The organism is Bradyrhizobium sp. NBAIM18 (assembly GCF_020193825.1).
In the GTDB taxonomy this organism is placed as follows: Bacteria; Pseudomonadota; Alphaproteobacteria; order Rhizobiales; family Xanthobacteraceae; genus Bradyrhizobium; species Bradyrhizobium yuanmingense.
The window spans coordinates 157,705-178,647 of record NZ_JADYVO010000007.1; the positions used below are offsets into that span (position 1 = coordinate 157,705).

Consider the following 20,943-nt stretch of genomic DNA (forward strand, 5'->3'; position numbering starts at 1 on the left):
GCGCTAGCAGAGGTGCTCCCGCAGTTCCAGAGACCAGAGGCCCTTTCGCCGCAGCTTCAAGTGGTCGCCCGAGGCGAGGTTGCGGGGGGAAAGCCGCCACTTTATGATGATCTATCAATTTGGTGACGCGCTTTTGCGGAATCTGCATTAAGACGCGCTCCGTTCCCCTCCTGACCAAACAAGTTGGACCAAATGCTCCGAGGAATACGCAAGGCCTCATCGAACTGGCTCGGCAAGATCGTTATGGCCGTGGTGATGGGCGTGTTGATCATCAGTTTCGGCATTTGGGGCATTGCCGACATCTTCAAGGGCTTCGGCCAGTCCACGGTCGCCAAGATCGGCAGCACCGAGATCTCGCTCAACGAGTTCCGCCAGATCTACACCGACCGCCTGCAACAGATCAGCCGCCAGTTCGGCCGTCCGTTGACGCCCGACCAGGCGCGCGCGTTCGGCCTTGACCGCCAGGTGCTGCAGCAGACCATTGCCGAGGCCGCGCTCGACGAAGAGGCGCGCCGGCTCGGCCTTGGCCAATCCGACGAGCAGATCCGCCAGCTCATCATGAACGACCCCAACTTCAAGGGTATCGGCGGCAATTTCGACCCCAATCGCTTCCAAGCCTTGATCCGCAATTTCGGCTACACCGAGCAGCGCTATGTCGCCGAGCAACGCAAGGTATCGCTGCGCCGGCAGATCACCGGCACAGTCGGCGCCGGCCTCGAGCCGCCGAAGGCCATGGTCGACGTCCTGACGCGCTACCAGAACGAACAACGCTCGATTGAATTCGTCCGGCTCGACGCCGCGCAGGCCGGTCCGATCGACCCGCCCTCGCCCGAGGCGCTCGCCGCCTATTTCGAGGATCACAAGGTCCAGTTCCGCGCGCCCGAATATCGCAAGATCTCCTTCGTCGTGGTCTCGCCGGAAGAGATCGGCAAATGGACCGAGGTCTCGGACGAGGATGCCCGGAAGATGTTCGAGCAGCGCAAGGACCGGCTCGGCACGCCTGAGAAGCGCCAGATCCAGCAGATCGTCTTTCCGAACGTTGCCGAAGCGCAGGCCGCTCGCGAGCGCCTCGTCGGCGGCACGTCGTTCGAGGACATCGGCAAGGAACGCGGGCTGAGCGCCTCCGACGTCGACCTGGGACTGGTGACCAAGTCTTCGCTCGCGCCCGCCGTCGGCGATGCCGCGTTCGCGCTGCCTGCCGGCGAGATCAGCCAGCCGATCCAGAGCGGGCTCGGCGTCGCGATCGTCAGGGTCGACAAGATCGAGCCGGGCGCCGAGGCCGACTACGCCAAGCTTGCCGGCGACATCAAGCGCGAGATCGCGACTGAGCGTGCACGCGTCAAGGTCGCCGACCTCCGCGACAAGATGGAAGACGAGCGTGGCGGCGGCTCCAGCGTGATCGACGCGGCGCAGAAGCTCGGCCTCACCGCCGTGACCATCGAGGCCGTCGACCGCTCCGGTCGCGCCCCGAACGGCCAGCCGGTCGCCAGCATCCCGCAGGGCCTCGACGTGGTGTCGCAGGCCTTCACCACCGATGTCGGCGTCGACAACGACGCGATCTCGTTCAAAGGCGGTTATGTCTGGTACGACGTGCTCGCCATTACCCCCTCGCGCGACCGCAATCTCGACGAGGTCCGCGATCAGGTCGAGGCGCGCTGGCGCCAGGACCAGATCGCCGCCAAGCTGAAGGCCAAGGCGACCGAGATGGTGCAAAAGCTCGATGCGGGCGGCAAGCTCGCCGACGAGGCCACCGCCGTCGGCGCCAAGGTCGAGACCGCGACCGGCTTCAAGCGCGACGACTCGCCCGCCGGCGTGCCCGGCACCGTCGTGGCGGCGGCCTTCCGCACCGCCAAGGACGGCGTCGGACAGACGGCCGTGAGCGGCGGCAGCGAGGTGATCGTCTTCCGCGTCACCGACATCGTCGATTCCGCGGTCGACTCTGCCTCCGACGCGGTCAAGAAGCTGAAGGAGAGCCTCGACCGCGCCCAGACCGAGGAGCAGGTCGCTTCCTACGTCAACAAGCTTGAAACCGACATCGGGACTACCATTAATCAGGCCGCCTTCGCGCAGGTGACCGGCGCGAACCAGTGAGTTGAAAGCACGCGATGGACGACCTGAAATCGATCATTGGAAAAGTGGCGACCGGCGCCAGCCTGTCGCGTGACGAAGCCGCTTCCGCCTTCGATGCCATGATGAGCGGCGAGGCCACGCCCTCGCAGATGGGCGGGCTCTTGATGGCGCTGCGGGTGCGCGGCGAGACCGTGGACGAGATCACCGGCGCGGTCGCGGCGATGCGCGCGAAGATGCTGACCGTGCAGGCGCCGCCGGAGGCGGTCGACATCGTCGGCACCGGCGGCGACGGCTCCGGCTCGGTCAACGTCTCGACTTGCGCGTCCTTCATCGTCGCGGGCGCCGGCGTGCCCGTGGCCAAGCACGGCAACCGCGCGCTGTCGTCGCGCTCGGGCGCCGCCGACGTGCTGGCCTCGCTCGGGGTGAAGATCGATCTCAAGCCGGAGCAGGTCGGCCGCTGCGTGCGCGAATGCGGCATCGGCTTCATGTTTGCCCCCGCCCACCATCCCGCCATGAAGAACGTCGGCCCGACCCGGGTCGAGCTCGCCACGCGCACGATCTTCAATCTGCTCGGTCCCCTGTCGAATCCGGCCGGCGTGAAGCGGCAGATGGTCGGTGTGTTCTCCAGGCAATGGGTGCAGCCGCTGGCGCAGGTGCTGAAGAATCTCGGCTCTGAATCCGCCTGGGTGGTGCACGGCTCCGACGGTCTCGACGAGATCACCCTCACCGGCCCGACCTTCGTCTCCGCGCTCCACAACGGCGAGATCCGGAATTTCGAGGTGACGCCGGAGGAAGCCGGGCTCCCGCGTTGCGAGGCCGGTGCGCTCAAGGGCGGTGACGCCGACGCCAATGCGGTCGCGTTGCAGAGCGTGCTCGACGGCAAGCCGAGCCCCTATCGCGACGTGGCGCTGCTCAACGCCGCCGCCGCGCTGGTCGTGGCCGGCCGCGCCAAGGACCTCAAGGAGGGCGTCGCGATCGGCGTCCGCTCGATCGACAGCGGCGCAGCCAACGCGAAGCTGAAGCACCTGGTCACGATCTCCAAGAGCTGAACTCCCGCATGTCCGACATCCTGACCAAGATCGAGACCTACAAGCGCGAAGAGATCGCGGCGGCAAAGCGTGCGCGTCCGTTCTCCATCGTCGAGGCGCAGGCCAAGGCTGCCTCCGCGCCGCGCGGCTTCCTGCGCGCGATCAAGGCAAAGCACGCCAAGGGCGGCTATGCGCTGATCGCCGAGATCAAGAAGGCCTCGCCCTCCAAGGGACTCATTCGCGCCGATTTCGACCCGCCGGCACTCGCAAAGGCCTATGAAGCAGGCGGCGCCGCCTGCCTGTCGGTGCTGACCGACACGCCCTCGTTCCAGGGCCATCTCGACTTCATGGTGGCCGCGCGCGAAGCAACCTCGCTCCCCGTGCTGCGCAAGGATTTCTTGTTCGATCCCTACCAGGTGGTCGAGGCCCGCGCGCACGGCGCCGACTGCATCCTGATCATCATGGCGGCGCTCGATGACGCCGCCGCAAGAGACCTCGAAGACGCCGCCCTCGCCTACGGCATGGACGTCTTGATCGAGATCCATGACCGCGCCGAGCTCGACCGGGCGCTGAGACTTCGCTCGCCGATGATCGGGGTCAACAACCGTAATCTTCGGACCTTCGAAACCACGCTGGCGACCAGCGAGGCCTTGGCGCCGCTGATCCCTTCGGACCGGCTGATGGTCGGCGAGAGCGGCATCTTCACGCCCGCCGACCTCGCCCGGCTCGAGCGCGTCGGCATGTCGACGTTCCTGGTCGGCGAGAGCCTGATGCGGCAGGCCGACGTCACGGCGGCGACGCGCGCGCTGCTCGCGCGCGAGGCCAGCGCGCGCGCCACAGGCACGCGCTGATGGCGCGCAAGCCAGCGAAGACCATGTCAGCCAAGACGAAGCCGGCCAAAGCCAAGGCCGGCCCCGCCCTCACCCATATCGGCGCCTCCGGCGAGGCGCGGATGGTCGACGTCTCGGACAAGCCCGCGACCGAGCGGCTCGCTGTCGCCGAGGGACTCGTCGTCATGACCAAGGCGACGCTCGATCTGATCGTGTCCGGCAACGCCAAGAAAGGCGACGTGCTCGGCACCGCGCGCATCGCTGGCATCATGGCCGCCAAGCGCACCTCGGAGCTGATCCCGCTCTGTCACCCGCTCGCGCTGTCGAAGGTCATTGTCGACATCGAGCCTGACGCCAAGCTGCCGGGCTGCGTGGTACGGGCCAGCGTGAAGGTGACGGGGCCGACCGGCGTCGAGATGGAGGCGCTCACGGCGGTCTCGGTCGCCTGCCTCACCATCTACGACATGATCAAGGCCGTCGAGCGCGGCGTGCGCATCGAAGGCATCCATCTGGTCGAGAAGCTCGGCGGCAAATCCGGCCATTACCGCGCCTGAAGCGGGCTTGAGTTAGCGCCCCACTTTCGCACCGCGCGAATGGATTGCTTTTGCGCGCGAGCATTCACGTCTCGTTAACCGCGCTTCCTAACTTTACTTCCACACCGTCACCGTAAACCAACGGATGTTCTCAGGGTCCTGAATTGATCCTGACGTGTGCGCGGCAACGAATCCAGCATAAAGATGAAATTCGGCAGTCGTCTCTTTGACCAAGTCTTCGTGCGCAGCGGCCCGATCCGGTGGCTGGTGGTTGGCGGCACGCTGCTGATCGCGGCCATCGCCATAGGCTCGGTCCTGATGGCGCAGAACTTCCGGGAGCGGGCGCTGCGCAATTCCGGCCGCGAGCTGGAAAACGCCGTGCTGCTGCTTGCTCATCATTTCGATCAGCAGTTGCAGGACTTCGCCGTCATCCAGAAGGGTTTCGTCGACCACGTCCGCACCACCGGAGTTACGACCGGAGAGGAGTATCGCAAGCGTTTCTCGGGCGAGGACGTGCACCGGATGCTGCGGTCGAAGATCGAGGCGCTGCCCTATATGGGCGGCGTCAACATCATCGATGCCGAAGGCAATCTGATCAATTCGTCGACCGCATGGCCGACGCCCAAGGTGAATGTCGCCGATCGCGCCTACTTCCGCACCTTCAAGTACGATCCCTATGCGCCTGATGTCCTGATCGAACCGCTGCACAGCCGCATCTCCGGCGCATGGACCATTCTGGTGGCCCGGAGGGTCGTAGGGCCACGCGGCGAGTTCCTCGGTGTGGTCGGACGCGGAATCGAGCCCGCCAACTTCGAGAAGTTCTTCGCCTCCGTGGTGCTCGGCGAAGGCGCGACGATCTCGATGCTGCATCGCGACGGCACACTGCTCGCCCGCTATCCGCAGTCCGGCGAATTGATGGGGCGAAACTTCAAGACCGGACCGTTCGAGCATCAAAGGGTGTTCGGGCTCGATCGTTTCGCCGGCCGCTTCAACAGCCCCGTCGATGGCGAGGACCGGCTGATCTCCTCCCGCGCCCTGCCCCACTTCCCGATCCTGGTGATGGCCACCACGACGCGCGCAGCGGCCCTGGCGGACTGGCGCGAGCAGATCGGCATTCTGATCTCGATCGCAGCCTCTTCCGCGCTCGCGATCGCAGGCGTGCTGATCGCCGTCGTGCGCAAGCTGCTGGAGCAGCACCGCCTTTCGCGCGAACAGCTGACGCTGGAGAAGCAGCGGCTCGACCGCGCCGTCAACAACATGACGCAGGGTCTGTTGCTGTTCGACGCCGGGCAGCGGCTCGTGGTCTGCAACCAGCGCTACATCGAGATGTACGGCTTGTCGGCCGAGATCGTGAAGCCCGGCTGCAGCTTTCGCGACATCATCGCCCATCGCAAGACGACCGGCTCGTTTACCGGCGACGTCGATGCCTACGTCGCGCGCGTCCTGAAGGACATCCATCTCCGCAACTCCATGGTGGTCGATACCGCCGACGGCCGTTCGATCCACATCCTCAACGAGCCGCTCGCGGATGGCGGCTGGGTGGCGACCCACGAGGACATCACGGAGCGCCGGCGCATCGAGGAGCGCATCACCCATCTCGCCCATTACGACGCACTGACTGACCTGCCCAACCGCGCCATGTTTCACGAGCATCTGCGGCAGGAGCTGGCCGCGGCCCGCGACGGCGAGCAGACCGCGGTGCATTACATCGACATCGACGAGTTCAAGGGCGTCAACGACGCGTTCGGCCATCTCGTCGGCGACGAGCTGTTGAAATCGATCGCGACGAACCTCCGCCGCTGTGCCGGCCCGGCAGACTTCGTGGCGCGCCTTGGCGGCGACGAATTCGCCATCGTGCAAGGCGCGGTGACGTCGTTGGATCAGGTCAACGAGCTCGTCGCGCGCGTCTTCGAAACCATCCGCACGCCGATCGACTGCATGGGCCATCATCTCACCAGCGACGCCAGCATCGGCATCGCGCTCGCGCCGGAACACGGCACGGCGCTCGACCAGATTCTGAAGAACGCGGACATGGCAATGTACGCGGCCAAGTCCTCCGGACGCCACACCTACCGCTTCTTCGAGCCGGACATGGACGCCAAGGTCCGCGAACGCCGCCAGCTCGAGGGCGACCTGCGCCACGCCATCGCGCAAGGCGGCCGCGAAGGCGGGCTCGAGGTGTATTACCAGCCCTGCCTCGGCCTGAAAGACGACCGCATCACCGGCTGCGAGGCTTTGGTGCGCTGGCGCCATCCCGAGCGCGGCTGGGTCTCTCCCGCCGATTTCATCCCGATCGCCGAGGACACCGGCCTGATCAACGAGATCGGCGAATGGGTGCTGGCGACCGCGTGCCGGGACGCGGCAAGCTGGCCCGACGACATCCGTCTCGCCGTCAACGTCTCGCCGGTGCAGTTCAAGAGCGGCACGCTGGCGGTGAAGATCATGGCGGCGCTCGCCACGTCGAACCTGCCGGCGAGCCGACTCGAGCTCGAGATCACCGAGGCGGTCCTGATCCGCGACGACGATGCCGCGCTTGCGATCCTGCACCAGCTTCGTGCCATCGGCGTGCGCATCGCGCTCGACGATTTCGGCACCGGCTACTCGTCGCTGAGCTATCTGCACCGCTTCCCGTTCGACAAGATCAAGATCGACCGCTGCTTCGTCGAGGACATCGCCCGTCCCGACGGCTCCGCCAGCATCGTTCAGGCCGTCGTCAACCTGGCGGCCGCCCGTCGCATGACCACGACGGCCGAGGGTGTCGAGACCGAGGAGCAGCAGCGCCTGCTGCGCACGCTCGGCTGCTCCGAGATGCAGGGCTATCTGTTCAGCGCTGCCAAGCCGGCCGACAAGATGCTGGAGTTGTTCGCGCTGCACCGCAGCCGGCGCGCCCGGCGCGAAGGCAGCGAGAGCCGCCGCCGCGAGGTCGGTTAGGCCGAAACGGAGCTGCAAACGAAATCGCCCGGAAGCGGTCATCCGCTCCCGGGCGAAAGACGATCCGGAACTTCGTGAGATCTAGTTCGGCACTGCAGACTTCGTCGCTGGCTTGGCCGCGACGGCATTTGCCGTAACGCCGTGGAGGAAGTCGTAGGCTGCGTGCAGAGCCTTGTCGTCCTTCTCTTCCGGCGGAACGTAGGACTGCGATCCGGTCTGCTCGGTGCCGTCGGCCGACAGATGCCCGCGCATCTGGGATTCCGCCATGGTGTCCATCCGCCCCTTCAGCTCGGGCGGCACGTCCTGGAGGATCTCGATGTCGGGCGCGATGCCCTGGGCCTGGATCGAGCGGCCCGACGGCGTGTAGTAGCGCGCCGTGGTCAGCGCCAGCGCGCCATTGCCAGAGCCGAGCGGAATGATGGTCTGCACCGAGCCCTTGCCGAACGATCGCGTGCCGATCAACGTCGCGCGCTTGTGGTCGTGCAGCGCACCGGCAACGATCTCCGAGGCCGAGGCCGAGCCGCCGTTGATCAGCACCACGATCGGCTTGCCCTTGGTGAGATCGCCACCATGGGCGGTGAAGCGCTGGGTTTCTTCCGGAGAGCGGCCGCGTGTCGAAACGACTTCGCCACGCTGCAGGAAGGCGCTCGACACCGACACGGCCTGGTCGAGCAGGCCGCCCGGATTGTTGCGCAGGTCAACCACGTAGCCGGCGAGCTTCTCCGGCGGGACCTGCTTGGAGACCGAGGCGATCGCCTTCTTCAGGGCGTCGGTGGTCTGCTCGTTGAACGAGGTGATGCGGATATAGCCGATGTCGCCGTTCTCGACGCGGAAGCGCACCGGACGCACATGGATGATCTCGCGCGTGATCGCAACCTCGAGCGGCGCATCCGCACCCTTGCGGATGATGGTCAGCTTGGTCTTGGTGTCGACCGGTCCCTTCATCTTGTTGACCGCCTGCTCGAGCGTCATGCCCTGCACGGCCTCGCCGTCGATCTTGCCGATGAGGTCGCCGGACATGATGCCGGCCTTCGAAGCCGGCGTGTCGTCGATCGGGGAGACGACCTTGACGAGACCATCCTCCATCGTGACCTCGATGCCGAGTCCGCCGAACTCGCCGGACGTGGTCTCCTGCATCTCGGTCCAGGCCTTGGCGTTCATGTAGCGCGAATGCGGGTCGAGCGAGGTCACCATGCCGGTGATCGCCCCCTCGATCAGCTTGGCATTGTCCGGCTTCTCGACATAGCTGGCCTTGACCCGCTCGAACACGGCGCCGAACAGATTGAGTTGGGAATAAGCATCATTCGCGCCCACTGCCGCCCGCGCCGCCCATACGCCGCCCTGCGGGCTGGCTACCAAAAGGGTCAGGCACGCTCCCGTGAGCGCGCCCAGGGGGAACAGCAGGGTTTTCCGCATGAAGGTGCCTTTTGCTTGGCGTTTCTCTTGAGGCTGGGAGACGCCATGCAAATGGCGATCCAGTCCATCTCTCACAATACCATTCTGGTTTCTTCAAGGCCGGGATGCCGCGCTGGCGGGTACACCGAAGAAATCTCTTCGCCTTGGCCTAAACTTTTGGCAACGTTCCGAAACTGTTTCGAAGCAACACGACACCGGTCCGGGCCGCCCACGCTTCGCAGCTATGCGATTTTAGGATGGTTTTGGAGGGCCGGACGCGATAGGCGATGGCGACAAGACTTCAAATTCTCGGGAGGACAACAATGAATGAAGCGCCCCGCATCCGGCCGGAACGGAACGTCGAGCTCGGCGCCAGCGACGAGCCGTTCCAGAACCTGCACGAGTTCATCCGGAAGGCGCGCGCCAACCTCAACCAGAATGCCTGGGACTACATCGTCGGCGCCGCCGAGACCGAGACCACGATGCGGCGCAACCGCATGGCGCTCGACGAGATCGCCTTCCGCCCGCGCGTGCTGCGCGATGTGCGCAGGATCGACGGCAGCGTCGAGCAGTTCGGCCGCAAGCTGCGTCTGCCGGTGGTGCTGGCTCCCGTCGGCGCACTCGAGATCTTCGATCCGGATGGCGCGGCGAGCGTCGCGCGCGCTGCGGGCAGGTTCGGCGCGGCGCACATGCTGAGCTCGGTGTCCGAGCCCGGCCTCGAGACGACCGCCGAGGCTGCCCCCGATGCACTGCGTCTCTATCAACTCTATGTCCGCGGCGACGATGCCTTCGTCGCCGACGTCGTCAGCCGGGCCGAGAAGAACGCCTATGCCGCCTTCTGCCTGACCGTCGACACCGCCCATTACAGCCGTCGTGAACGTGACATCGCCAAGCGCTACGTTCGCGAGAGCCGCCTGCGCGCCACCGGCGGCGATTTCCAGAAGGGCCTGGAGTGGCGGACCGTGAAGATGATCAAGGACACGTTCAAAATTCCGCTGATCCTCAAGGGTATCGCCACGGCCGAGGATGCGCAGATCGCGCTCGATCACGGCGTCGAGTGGATCTACGTCTCCAACCATGGCGGACGCCAGCTCGACCACGGCCGCGGCGCCATGCACGTGCTGCCGGAGATCGTCGACGCCGTGAAGGGCCGCGCCAGGATCATGGTCGACGGCGGCTTTTGCCGCGGCACCGACATCGTCAAGGCGATCGCGGCGGGCGCCGACCTCGTCGGCATCGGCCGGCTGCAATGCTGGGCGCTGGCGGCAGCCGGCGAAGCCGGCGTCGCGCGGATGCTGGAGTTGCTTGAAGACGAGGTGCTGCGCTGCCTCGGCCTCCTGGGCGCCACCTCATTCGCCGAGATCGACAAATCCTGCCTGCATCCGGCGGCCGCCACCAACGCGCCCAGCGTGTTCAGCGCGTTCCCGCTGTTCGACCACGAGCCCTATCGTTACTGACGCGCCATACCGAAGTGAAAAGGACGCAATGACATCGCTCTCTCCCGGCAGCGCGGATGCGCTGCTGTTCGACCTCGGGCGCGTTGTGCTCGACATCGACTTCTCCAAGGCGATCGCCTGCTGGGCGGGACATGCCGGCTGCCAGCCCGAGGCCATCATCGCGCGCTATGTGCGCGACGAGGCCTACCGGTTGCATGAGATGGGCAAGATCAGCGATGCGGACTATTTCGCCTCGCTGCGGTCCTCGCTCGGGATCGGCATCTCGGATGCGCAATTCCTGGAAGGCTGGAACGCGATTTTCGCCGGCGAGATGCCTGATATCGCCGAGCTGCTGCCGCGCGCGGCGAAGCAGATGCCGCTCTACGCCTTCTCCAACACCAATCGGCCGCACGTCGACCATTTCTCGAAGGAATATGCCGGTCTGCTCGGCCATTTCCGCGAGCTGTATCTGTCCTCCAGCATCGGCCTGCGCAAACCGGATGCCGAGGCCTTCGACCATGTCGTGGCGGCGATCGGCGTGCCGGCCGAGCGCATCGTGTTCTTCGACGACCTCGCCGAGAACATCGAGGGAGCGCGGGCGCGCGGGTTGACCGCCGTGCATGTCACCTCGCCGCGTGATGTCGGGAACGCATTGAAAGCACTGGGGATCTGAGCCGCGGGAAAGCCCGGAGCGCGCTCACTTGCCGGAACAAAAACTGCTGAAAATGTGGAACCTGATCACTTTGTGCATTTTTATACAGAGTTCCGGGAACGGAATACCACCCTTCGGACTCATGAGTCCGTTGGGACTTCTACATTGGACTGATCGACGTGCTGGGCAAGACCTATCTCACCAAGCAAGCCTCTCTCCTGCTCGAATTCGCCAGAACCACCTCGGATTCTGACCTCTCCGCCAAGCTGATCAGCAAGGCCGCCGACCTAAAATCCCAGGCGGACCCGCTGCCGGACAAGGATCAGGGTCCCAAGCCGCCCGACGTCGCGGACATCAGTCCGGGCGATCCGACGGGGCGTTGAACGATGTTGGCCGTGGCGCTCGTCATTCTCGTCCTTGCCATGGCAATCCTCGTTCCGGTCTGTCTCGCCTTCCGCATCATGACGCGGCAGAGTTGAGCCGACCTCCTCCACCCCGCGATCACGCAGGATAAATCATCCCGCGTGCTGCTTTGCCTCACGCCTGCACTCGGCTAGAACTCTCGCCGCCCATTGACTGATGTGCTCAGCAGGAGTTCGCCCGTGGCCCTGATGCCGGTTTCTGACGCGCTTGCCGCGGTGCTGGCCGGCGTCGAGCCGCTGGCTGAACAGATGGTTTGCCTCGACGAGGCCTACCATCGTGTGCTCGCCCGCGATGTAGCGGCGCGGCGCACGCAGCCGCCGGAGGCGATGTCGGCGATGGACGGCTATGCCGTGCGCACGGCCGACGCGGCAAACGATTCGAGGTTGACCGTCGTCGGCGAGGTCGCGGCGGGCCGGCCGTTCGCGGGAAGCGTCGGCCCCGGCGAAGCCGTGCGGATCTTCACCGGCGGCGTCGTTCCCGACGGCGCCGATGCCGTCGTGATCCAGGAGGACACGGCTGCCGACGGCAAACATGTCACGATCAAGGAAGCCGCCATTTTCGGCCGGCACATCCGCCCTGCAGGCGTCGACTTCCGCGAAGGCGACGTGCTGCTGCGCAAGGGAATCCGCCTCACCGAGCGCGATCTCGCCCTCGCCGCCGGAATGAATCATCCGCATCTCGCCATCATCCGCCGCCCGAGGGTTGCCGTTCTCGCCACCGGCGACGAGCTCGTGATGCCGGGCACCACGCCTGGTCGCGGCCAGATCGTCTATTCCAACGGCTATGCCCTGCATGCGCTCGCCCGCAGCGAGGGCGCCGAGACCATCGACCTCGGAATTGCCGCCGATACACTGGAGGCGACGTCCGCCGGCATCCGCCGCGCGCGCGAGAGCGGCGCCGACATCCTGATCACGACCGGCGGTGCCTCGGTCGGCGACCACGACCTGGTCCAGCAGGCGCTCAAGGGCGAAGGCATCGCGATGGCGTTCTGGAAGATCGCGATCCGGCCGGGCAAGCCGATGATGCACGGTCGGATAGGCGCGATGCGCGTGATTGGCCTGCCCGGCAATCCCGTGTCGTCCTACGTGTGCGCCTTCCTGTTCATGGTCCCCTTGATTCGCGCCCTGTCGGGCCGTTCAGCGATTCATCATCGGCGCGAGCGCGCCGTGCTGGGCCGCGATCTCGCCGCCAACGACCAGCGCGAGGACTATCTGCGTGCGCGGCTGGAGGAGCGCGACGACGGCACGCGCGTCGCCCTTCCGGTCAGCCATCAGGACTCCTCCCTTCTTGCGAATCTCGCTGCGGCACAGGTACTTCTGGTGCGCGCACCGTTCGCGCCGAAGGCCGAGGCCGGCACGCCTTGCGAGGTGCTCCGGCTGCCCGTCTGAGCCGCCCAGCCACACGCATTCCGCGAGCTTGGCCGCGTTCACCATAAATTAAGCAGTTGCGGAACACATATCGAACATATAGTGTCCGTTCATGATTTGTTTCGAGGATGTAGCGGCTTAGTGCCGGCTTCATCGTGTCGGAATCGAACGACATCAACCGGGGGACTTTGGTCGAGATGTTGACGCGCAAACAATACGAGCTTCTGCGGTTCATCAGCGAACGTCTGAAGGAAAGCGGCGTGCCGCCGTCCTTCGACGAGATGAAGGATGCGCTCGACCTGCGCTCGAAGTCAGGCATCCATCGCCTGATCACTGCGCTCGAGGAGCGCGGCTTCATTCGCCGCCTGCCCAACCGCGCCCGTGCCATCGAGGTGATCAAGCTGCCCGAGCTCCAGGCCGCCGCCGGCAATCGCCGTGGCTTCACCCCGAGCGTGATCGAGGGCAATCTCGGCAAGGTGCGCGCGAGCTCCAGCCCGCCTGCGGACGAGGGCGAGCGCCCCGTCGCGGTGCCCGTGATGGGCCGCATCGCCGCCGGCACGCCGATCGAGGCGCTGCAGACCCGCAGCCATACCATCAGCGTGCCGCCGGACATGCTCGGCTCGGGCGAGCACTACGCGCTCGAAGTGCGCGGCGATTCGATGGTCGAGGCCGGCATCCTCGACGGCGACATGGCGCTGATCCAGCGCAACGAGACCGCCAATACCGGCGACATCGTGGTGGCATTGATCGACGACGAGGAGGCCACGCTCAAGCGCTTCCGCCGCCGCGGCGCCTCGATCGCGCTCGAGCCCGCCAATGCCGCCTACGAGGTCCGCATTCTTCCGCCGAACCGCGTGAAGATCCAGGGCAAGCTGATCGGGCTTTACCGGAAGTACTGATACCGAAAGCATCCAGCGCCGCGCGCGCTTCGATCGGTATCGTCGATCCAGGATTGGAGCGGAGGTTTGTCCGCTCCGGCCGGATGGTTTGTCTGGTTCTGCGCCAGCTGTCCGGTCCATCTTCCCGCGCGACATTCGCCCGTGCAGGCGCGCAGCAATCTCCCTCTGCTTCGCCGGTAGAGTTGTGCCGGCAGTGCTGATAGCTGCGGCCAAATGCAAGGACGCGAGGTTTGTTCCTATCGAATCCGGGAAAGATAATGTGATCGCGTGCTGCGAACGCGAGCCGCAGATTTGCCCATAACCGAGCAGAGCGTTGTATGCTTCCACTCTGATAGAGGCCTGCGCCTCGAAAGAGACGCGGGTCGCTATCCCAGCATGAGGAGCACCCGATGTGTGACTACAGCCTGCATGCCGTCGCGACGCGCCCCGCCGAAGTCGGCGAGACGATCGTCACGACAACCTTCCGCGGCACCTCGACGCGCGGCTTCGCTTCCGAAGCCGATCCCTCCGTCGCGGTCTGTCTCCTGCCGGGGACGGAGCTCGCTTTCGCCGACAACGTCCGCTACGACAACCGCTGGATCTGGACGCGCACCGTGAACTCTCGCGTCGGCAAGTTCGGCAAGATCGACCCGCACATTCCCGATCGCCATCATGACGCGATCGAATTCCCCGACGGCAAATACGTGCTGGTGACGCAGCTCGTCGAAGGCCAGCGCGCGACCGTGCTGCAATTGCCGGTGACGCAGCCAGCCCCCGAGCGCGAGCACAAGCCGCAGATCGTCGCCGACACGCGGCCCACGATCACGCGCCTGCCGATCGGCTGACGCCCTTCGGCCGACAGGCCGAGCCCGGGATTGAAATTGCCGTCGCCGGCCGAGGCCGGCGAGCCCGGTAAGTTTGTGTTTCAGGACATTCGATCGGCGAGCCCACCGCCGCGCCTCGTCGTCGCACGAAGTTTGGGCCGTGCTGCCCGCATTTTGAACGTCCGCTCCGCAGCCAAATGACCGATGCTGTCGTGGTTTGAGGCGGCGGACACGCTCGATGAAGACCTTCATTCGCGTCGTTGAACTCTGGGTACCCGAACGGACGCGCATGCGGCTGGAATTCGGCGGCGGCCTCTACGACGATGGGCTGTCCGCGTTCAAGGCCGTCAGCGAAGAGCTGCACTTCGGATATGACGAGGGACTTCCAGGCAAGGCCTGGGCCTGTGGCCACCCCGTCATCCTCACGAAATTCGCCAACTCCTATTTCAAGCGGACCGATCAGGCCGCTGCGGCCGGCCTCACCTGCGGCGTGGCGGTGCCGGTGTTCGCGGGCGAATTCCTGCAAGCCGTGCTGGTGCTGTTCTGCGGCGACGACGAGGCGCATGTCGGCGCGATCGAACTCTGGCACAACGATCCTGATCTCTCGCATGAGATGGGGCTCGTCGATGGCTATTACGGCACCGCGGACATGTTCGAATTCAACTCCCGCCACACCAGATTTCCGCGCGGCTTCGGCCTGCCCGGACGCACCTGGAAGGCGGGCCTGCCTCTGATCATCAAGGACCTGCACGACGCCAAGAGCTTCCTGCGCTGGGAGGACGCCGCCAAGGACGGGATCAATCTCGGCGTCGGCGTGCCCTACCGAACCGGCACCGACCAGACGTGGGTTCTGACATTCCTCTCCGCGCAGGCAACGCCGATTGCGCGACGCTTCGAGATCTGGGTCCCGAACGAGGACCGTTCGGCGCTGGTCTTTCGCGCCGGCGATTGCAGCGCGCAGACCGACCTCGCCGCACGCTATGCGGCGCAGTCCATCGCCAGGGGCGAAGGCAGCATCGGCGGCGCCTGGGCCGCCGGCATGCCCGCGCTCAACGACGATCTCACCCATGACGGCTCGATCGCCGGCTCCGAAGCCTGCGCAGCCGGGCTGAGCCGAATGGTGGCCCTGCCGGTTATCGGCAACGGAAGGCTTGACGCCGTGCTGGCCTGGTATTTGTGATCCGCGTCAATCGTCGGCCTGCAAGTCGGCCTCCGATGGCGTTGCGTCCCGGTTGCGGGGCACGGCCGCCTTCGGCACGAGGCTGCCGTCGAAATCTCCCTCGCCGGCGCCGGCCGGCAGCCAGGGACGGCTTGCTCCCCTCGTCCTCACCGCCTGCACCGAAAAGCCCTCTCCGCGTCGCGTCAGAGCCAGTGCGCCCTGACTGGCAAGACGCGCCCGATCGACCACCATCGCCGCGCAATCGGACGGCGCGGGCCGCGCCGTCACCACCAGCGCGGCGCGGCTGCAATCATCGGCCAGCGCGTCGATGCGCGTCGCCAACGCGATCAGCCGTCCGTCCGCGAGCGGCGCCACGCAGCCGGACTCGTCACACGACACCCCGCTCGCCAACGAGGCGTTGCCGGCATCGCGCGGATCGGCATCCGCGGCCAACCACTCCTTCAACAGGAAGCCGTCCTTGCTCGTGCGGATCACATGCAGGCGCCCGTCCCCGCCACGCACCGCAACGCTGGCGCCATCCCCGGCAATCAGGATATCGGGCTGCCGCACCGACAGTCCCCAGAGGATCGCTGCCAGCAGCACCAGGGCGCCGGACCAACGCAAGGGCGTGCGCAGCAGGCCCATCACGATGAGCCCGAGGCTCGCTGCGATCAGCGGCGCGATCCCGAAGGCGGGAATGCGGCCGACGGCGCCCGGCAGGGCCGCCACCCAGCGCGCGACCAGGACCATCCACTCGATGCCGATCCCCATCAACCACCAGAACACGCCGTCGAGCCCGAAGGGCGCCGCGAGCAGCCCCAACAGCCCGGCCGGCATCACCAGTGCCGAGACCACCGGCATGGCGCCGAGATTGGCGAGCACGCCGTATGGGGTCACGCGATGGAAGTGGAAGGCGGCGTATGGCGTGGTCGCGAGCCCCGCGATCAGCGAGGCCAGGAACAGCATCGCGATCTCGCGGCCGCCCCACAACGCGATCCGCGCCGTCGCGGAATGATCGGGCGATGCGAGCAGGTTCGGCATGCCGATCTGCACCAGCGCCACCAGCCCGAGCGTTGCCGCAAACGACATCTGGAAGGTTTGACGCCACTTCCGAGATCGCTTGCTACGTCAATATGTTAGCTTGCGTCGCGGAGCTTAGATTGGGACTTTTTTTGGGACTTTGCGACGCGTTCGACAGCGTCAGCCACGTCCTCGTCAAGTACATGCGCGTAGCGCAACGTGCTCTTGATGTCCCTATGGTTCAACGCTTTTTGCGCGAGCTTGAGGTTGCCAGTCTCGCGTAGCACCTTGGTGCCGAAGTCATGCCGGAAGTCGTGAAACCGGAAATCCTGCACCCCCGCCCGCGCTCGCATCGCCTGCCACGCCGCCTTCGTGCCGTTGTAAGTCAGCGGGTAGCGCTGCCCCCTCACCCGTTCAAGCCGCTTGTTGCCGTACTTCGCCACGTAGGTGAACACGAAGTCCGGATGCTGACCCTGCAAGGGGAAGAGAATATCGCGGATGGTCTCGGTGATCGGGAACACCACGCGGCGACCGCCCTTGCCAATGCGCACGACCTGCTTGGTGCCGAAGTTCACTTCGGACCATCGCAGCGTCACGCATTCCTTGAGCCGCAGCCCGCTCGCCCGGACAAAGTGGAAGAACGGTCCGTAATCGATGCGCATAGCTTCATCGAACGCGGCCGCTTCGTCGTCCTGCAACTCCCGCACCCGCTCCTCGGGCTCTGGCAGGAACAGCTCTCCCCACTTCGGCTCATTCTCGAACTGGGCACCTTCGTCCTTGGCGAATGCGAACAGCCTCCGCAGCACGGCGATGGTCGAGCGGTTGACGGTCGAATTCGTGATCAGCGGCAAGGCGTCCTTTTCCTCCTTGGTCAGCTTGCCACGCCTCGTCACGCGCTGACCGCGCCGCCATGCCACCAATTGCTTGGCCTTGTTGTGATCGATGTCAGTGAGGGGCGTCGCCTTGCCGAAATAGCTCACAAGGCGCGCCAGGTTCGTCGAGGTCGCATCGGGATCAGCATCGTACTGCGCGCGATCAGTCCACAATCGCGCGGCAACATCGTCGATCAACAGCGATGAGCGCGAGCGCTTCATCGCCTTCACGAGCTTCTTGGCGTCCTCTCGCTTCAGCGCTTCAACGGCTTTTGCTTCTTTTCGAGTTGTGCATTCCGTAGCGCCGTGAAACCGATGACCGCCGAGCCAGAAGTCGTAACGGTAGAACGCCGAATTTTTGGGCTTCCAGATGGACATGATTCCCGCCTCCGTCGCCGCTCGATCAAATCGTCAAGGTCCGCTTCAGTGTATCGTCGCCGAGGCCGTTTCGAGCCGCGCCCCATGTTGATGAAAGAAATCTCGCCATCGTGAACCAGCGCCGCAAGCTGATCCACGGTGATGCCGAGCCTTGCGGCGGCTTCCTTGCCGGTCAATAACCGGATCATCGACTTAAATTTCCACTTCTACATTAGGTCGTTTCAATTAGTCCGGTAAGTCCCGTCGCAATGCAGGCACTCTAGCCCTTACTCCCCTTCGACAACTGATCGGTTGGACTCACAAATTTGGCTGCAAATTTGACTGAGAGAACTTCAGCGGTGCAACGGTTGGCACTCCATTTGTAGATGACGGGTGATGTGCGCGGTCCAATCGCCGCAGCAAGCACGGCAGCGTCGGCGCCGACTTCTTCCGGCGTCGGCCAGATGCGTGCGGGGAAATCGATGTTGTGCTGCTTGGCGCGGGTGCGCACGATGTCATAGGCTTCCCGCAGCGGTATGCAAAAGAAAGCCAGCTTGTTGGCGTCAGTGACGCCCTCCTTCTGGAAGTGATTCACCGTGAGCTGGATCGTTTCGATCATGGTCGCGGCCGTGACCACCGCAAAATGCTTACCAAAGCGCTCGCCGACAATCTCGTAACCGAAGCCAAGCTCGATGTTCTTGCCGTCGTCGAGTTCGCCCAAGCGACTGACGATCGAAAACTGGATGTCATTCATTGCGCCGTCGACCGCCTCGCGCATGGCGCCGGCTTTCATCAAGAGATCGATGGCGGTGATGATGATCGCGTCAGCCGCAATCAAGACCTGCTCGCGCCAGAGACCGTCGGCGCGCTGCTTCGGGCTCGGCGCGATCAGCGGCTTGAGGTGACCTCGGTTCTTCATCACCTTCCGCGCCGACTCCGACCGATCGATCAGCTTATCAAATTGGTGCGCCGGAAATGGCGTCAGACAGAACATTAGACGGCCCCCTTGTCCGTAAGGTTACAATGGATGTAACCTAACTGCTATTGAACTGAGTCGTCAAGCGGAGCGGGCAAAAAGACCCGCCTCTGGGCGGCCCAGAGACGGGCAAAAGGAGCATTCATAATTATGGAACATAGCGACTATACTTCGACCAATGACGAAGTGTCTACTGAGAAAGCTCCGGAGGGGCCGACCAGGATCGGCGGCTTCACCGTGTGCACGAATGGGCTGGCTGCCTATCGTGACTACCGCGGCGTCCACCCCCGCCAGCCGGTGCGGCGGGAAGAAGTCGAGATTGCCAAGGACTTCCTGAAGCTGTGCCGGCGAATGAAGTCGGTGCAGCCGACGACGTGTCCGATCAACGGCACGCTGAAGCACGACATCGAGCGCTGGGCGCGGAGATACGTTGGTCGCGGCGCCGTCATCGTCGCCGCCCTGGAGCTGGGCATCACCATCGAGCCCTACTATGGCGTCGGCCCGCGCGACGAGGACGACGACTTCGAGCCGGTCTGCGCGATCATCGGCGTCAACATCCGCGATGTTGCGCGCATCATGCAGTGGGTCTGACCATGAAAATGATCACACCGCCCAGCAACGACGAATTGTTTGCCGCCATGGAACGGCGGCACCGGCTGCTCGAAGAGAGCAAGCAGGAAGGCCAGTGGGTCGCCAAGATGACCGAGGTCATCGAGGAGCTGATCCGCGAGAACCAGAGCGATGATATTATCCGGCTTTTCTGCGGTCCGTGGTCTGGCGGCAGCCGCAACCCGGATTTCAATAAGCTGATCGAGCTTTCGCGCAAGAAGCTCAAGACCAGCGATCCTGCGCATGGTCTGGGGATGTTCGGCGTCAGCATGCGCGCGCCGCAATACGTCTGGACTGAGCCGGAACGCATCCCGATGCGCGACTGGCTGTATGGTCGTCACCTGATCCGGAAATTTGTCAGCGCGACCATCGCGCCGGGCGCAGTCGGCAAGTCGGCGATGAAGATCGTCGAAGCGCTGGCAATGATTTCCGGCCGTCCGCTGCTCGGCACATCGACGGAGCAGTTGCGGGTCTGGTACTTCAATCTGGAGGACCCCTATGACGAGATCACGCGCCGCATTCAGTCGACGGCGCTGCACTACAATCTCTCGCCCGAGGACATTGGTGACAGGCTCTTCGTGAGCAGCGGCCGGGATCAGCCGCTGGTGATCGCCGAGATGGAGGATGGTGAAGCGACGCTCCGCTGGCCCTTGGTCGAAGCGCTCATCGAGGAGATCAAGGACAAGGGCATCGATGTCGTGATCATCGATCCGTTCGTGTCCTGCCATAAGGTGCCGGAGAACCTGAACGGCGCCATCGACATGGTGGTCAAGGAGTGGGGCAAGGTTGCCGACCGGGGCGACTGCGCGATCGATTTGGTGCATCACGTGCGTAAAGGGGATCAAGCTGTAACGGTCGAAAGCGCTCGCGGCGGCGGCGCCTTTGCCGATGCCTGCCGTTCGGTGCGCGTGCTGAACCGGATGACTGAGGATGAGGCCAAGAAAGCCGGCGTCGATAACCGCCGGCTTTACGTCTCGGTGATCGACGATAAGGCCAACATGGCTCCGCCGGCCGAGAAGCGTGATTGGTTCAAGCTGGTGTCGGTCGACCTTGGCAATAGTCCGTTCGGCGGCGTGGGCGGTGACAGCATCGGTGTCCCGACGAAATGGGAGTGGCCCGACCCGCTCGACGGCATCACGGGCGGCGACTTCGACCGGGCCGCTGCCGCGATCAGGGCCGGCCAATGGCGCGCCAACAGCCAAGCCAAAGGATGGGTTGGCGTGCCGATCGCCAAGGCGCTCAACCTGAGCCTTGCCGTGAAGACGGAGAAGGCCAAGGTCGCCGGTCTGATCAAGATTTGGCTGGCGAGCGGCGCGCTGGTCGAGGTCGAAAAGCCCGACGAGAACCGCAAGATGAAGAAGTTCATCGAGGTCGCAGGGGATGACGACTAGGTCCGAGCGCCCTGCTCCACCTTGGTCCACTAAGGTGGAGCAGAGGTGGAGCAAGTGGAGCAATCCAATCCTGCTCCACCTGCACCACTTCGGTGGAGCAAAGTGGAGCAAGGTGACGCTCCCGATCTGCTCCACCTCCACCCCCCTTATTAGGGGTGGAGAGTGGAGCGGAGCAGGTGGGGAGGTCGAAAA

17 protein-coding genes and 1 pseudogene are annotated in these 20,943 nt (G+C 64.8%); 14 read left to right on the plus strand and 4 right to left on the minus strand.

Features of this window, described 5'->3' with window-relative positions:
- Positions 1-192 precede the first annotated feature (192 nt).
- The 5 genes from I6F17_RS17910 (at position 193) to I6F17_RS17930 (ending at position 7,392) form a co-directional block, all read left to right on the plus strand.
- The gene (locus tag I6F17_RS17910; RefSeq protein ID WP_225124124.1) at positions 193-2,091 is read left to right on the plus strand and encodes a SurA N-terminal domain-containing protein; all 1,899 of its coding nucleotides are present in this window, start codon (positions 193-195) and stop codon (positions 2,089-2,091) included.
- A gap of 14 nt (positions 2,092-2,105) precedes the next feature.
- On the plus strand, positions 2,106-3,119 hold the full coding sequence (trpD, locus tag I6F17_RS17915; RefSeq protein ID WP_225124123.1) for an anthranilate phosphoribosyltransferase: 1,014 nt from the start codon (positions 2,106-2,108) through the stop codon (positions 3,117-3,119).
- Positions 3,120-3,127: 8 nt separating this feature from the next.
- Positions 3,128-3,949, plus strand: coding sequence for an indole-3-glycerol phosphate synthase TrpC (gene trpC, locus I6F17_RS17920; RefSeq protein ID WP_225124122.1), 822 nt, complete (start codon positions 3,128-3,130; stop codon positions 3,947-3,949).
- On the plus strand, positions 3,949-4,482 hold the full coding sequence (gene moaC / locus I6F17_RS17925) for a cyclic pyranopterin monophosphate synthase MoaC (RefSeq protein WP_225124121.1): 534 nt from the start codon (positions 3,949-3,951) through the stop codon (positions 4,480-4,482). Before trpC ends, moaC begins: the two co-directional genes overlap by 1 nt.
- A 183-nt stretch (positions 4,483-4,665) precedes the next feature.
- Positions 4,666-7,392, plus strand: a complete 2,727-nt coding sequence (locus I6F17_RS17930) for an EAL domain-containing protein (RefSeq protein WP_225124120.1) — start codon at positions 4,666-4,668, stop codon at positions 7,390-7,392.
- 81 nt (positions 7,393-7,473) lie between these two features.
- On the opposite strand, the gene I6F17_RS17935 is transcribed toward I6F17_RS17930, so the two are convergent.
- A complete protein-coding gene (locus I6F17_RS17935; RefSeq protein WP_036044307.1) occupies positions 7,474-8,808 on the minus strand; it encodes a S41 family peptidase in 1,335 nt (444 codons plus the stop codon).
- 302 nt (positions 8,809-9,110) lie between these two features.
- Here I6F17_RS17935 and I6F17_RS17940 point away from each other — a divergent pair, with 302 nt between their 5' ends.
- The 7 genes from I6F17_RS17940 to I6F17_RS17970 all read left to right on the plus strand — a co-directional run bounded on the left by I6F17_RS17940 (position 9,111) and on the right by I6F17_RS17970 (position 15,547).
- The gene (locus tag I6F17_RS17940; RefSeq protein WP_225124119.1) at positions 9,111-10,244 is read left to right on the plus strand and encodes an alpha-hydroxy acid oxidase; all 1,134 of its coding nucleotides are present in this window, start codon (positions 9,111-9,113) and stop codon (positions 10,242-10,244) included.
- Between the two features lie 28 nt (positions 10,245-10,272).
- Positions 10,273-10,896 carry an HAD family phosphatase gene (locus tag I6F17_RS17945; RefSeq protein ID WP_036044305.1) on the plus strand — a complete coding sequence of 208 codons (624 nt, stop codon included), beginning with the start codon at positions 10,273-10,275 and terminating at the stop codon, positions 10,894-10,896.
- Between the two features lie 158 nt (positions 10,897-11,054).
- Complete coding sequence (locus I6F17_RS17950; RefSeq protein WP_036009959.1) at positions 11,055-11,258, plus strand: hypothetical protein; 204 nt, start codon at positions 11,055-11,057, stop codon at positions 11,256-11,258.
- Positions 11,259-11,477: 219 nt separating this feature from the next.
- A complete protein-coding gene (gene glp, locus I6F17_RS17955; protein WP_036044304.1) occupies positions 11,478-12,686 on the plus strand; it encodes a gephyrin-like molybdotransferase Glp in 1,209 nt (402 codons plus the stop codon).
- Positions 12,687-12,862: 176 nt separating this feature from the next.
- The gene (gene lexA / locus I6F17_RS17960) at positions 12,863-13,564 is read left to right on the plus strand and encodes a transcriptional repressor LexA (protein WP_036009965.1); all 702 of its coding nucleotides are present in this window, start codon (positions 12,863-12,865) and stop codon (positions 13,562-13,564) included.
- A 389-nt stretch (positions 13,565-13,953) separates the two neighbouring features.
- Positions 13,954-14,388 (plus strand): hypothetical protein, encoded by a 435-nt coding sequence (locus I6F17_RS17965; protein WP_025036527.1) that lies wholly within the window; start codon positions 13,954-13,956, stop codon positions 14,386-14,388.
- 217 nt (positions 14,389-14,605) lie between these two features.
- The gene (locus tag I6F17_RS17970; RefSeq protein ID WP_225124118.1) at positions 14,606-15,547 is read left to right on the plus strand and encodes a GAF domain-containing protein; all 942 of its coding nucleotides are present in this window, start codon (positions 14,606-14,608) and stop codon (positions 15,545-15,547) included.
- A gap of 6 nt (positions 15,548-15,553) precedes the next feature.
- Here I6F17_RS17970 and I6F17_RS17975 read toward each other — a convergent pair.
- The 3 genes and pseudogenes from I6F17_RS17975 to I6F17_RS17990 all read right to left on the minus strand — a co-directional run.
- Positions 15,554-16,624: pseudogene (locus I6F17_RS17975) on the minus strand (ComEC/Rec2 family competence protein); the annotation flags it as partial.
- A 38-nt stretch (positions 16,625-16,662) separates the two neighbouring features.
- The gene (locus I6F17_RS17980) at positions 16,663-17,796 is read right to left on the minus strand and encodes a site-specific integrase (protein WP_249782548.1); all 1,134 of its coding nucleotides are present in this window, start codon (positions 17,794-17,796) and stop codon (positions 16,663-16,665) included.
- A 259-nt stretch (positions 17,797-18,055) separates the two neighbouring features.
- Complete coding sequence (locus I6F17_RS17990) at positions 18,056-18,769, minus strand: hypothetical protein (protein ID WP_225124116.1); 714 nt, start codon at positions 18,767-18,769, stop codon at positions 18,056-18,058.
- A 132-nt stretch (positions 18,770-18,901) separates the two neighbouring features.
- Between I6F17_RS17990 and I6F17_RS17995 the strand changes: the two genes are divergently transcribed.
- Entirely contained in the window at positions 18,902-19,342 is a 441-nt protein-coding gene (locus I6F17_RS17995) for a hypothetical protein (protein ID WP_225124115.1), read from the plus strand.
- 2 nt (positions 19,343-19,344) lie between these two features.
- Positions 19,345-20,751 (plus strand): helicase RepA family protein, encoded by a 1,407-nt coding sequence (locus tag I6F17_RS18000; RefSeq protein ID WP_225124114.1) that lies wholly within the window; start codon positions 19,345-19,347, stop codon positions 20,749-20,751.
- The last annotated feature ends 192 nt before the right edge of the window (positions 20,752-20,943 follow it).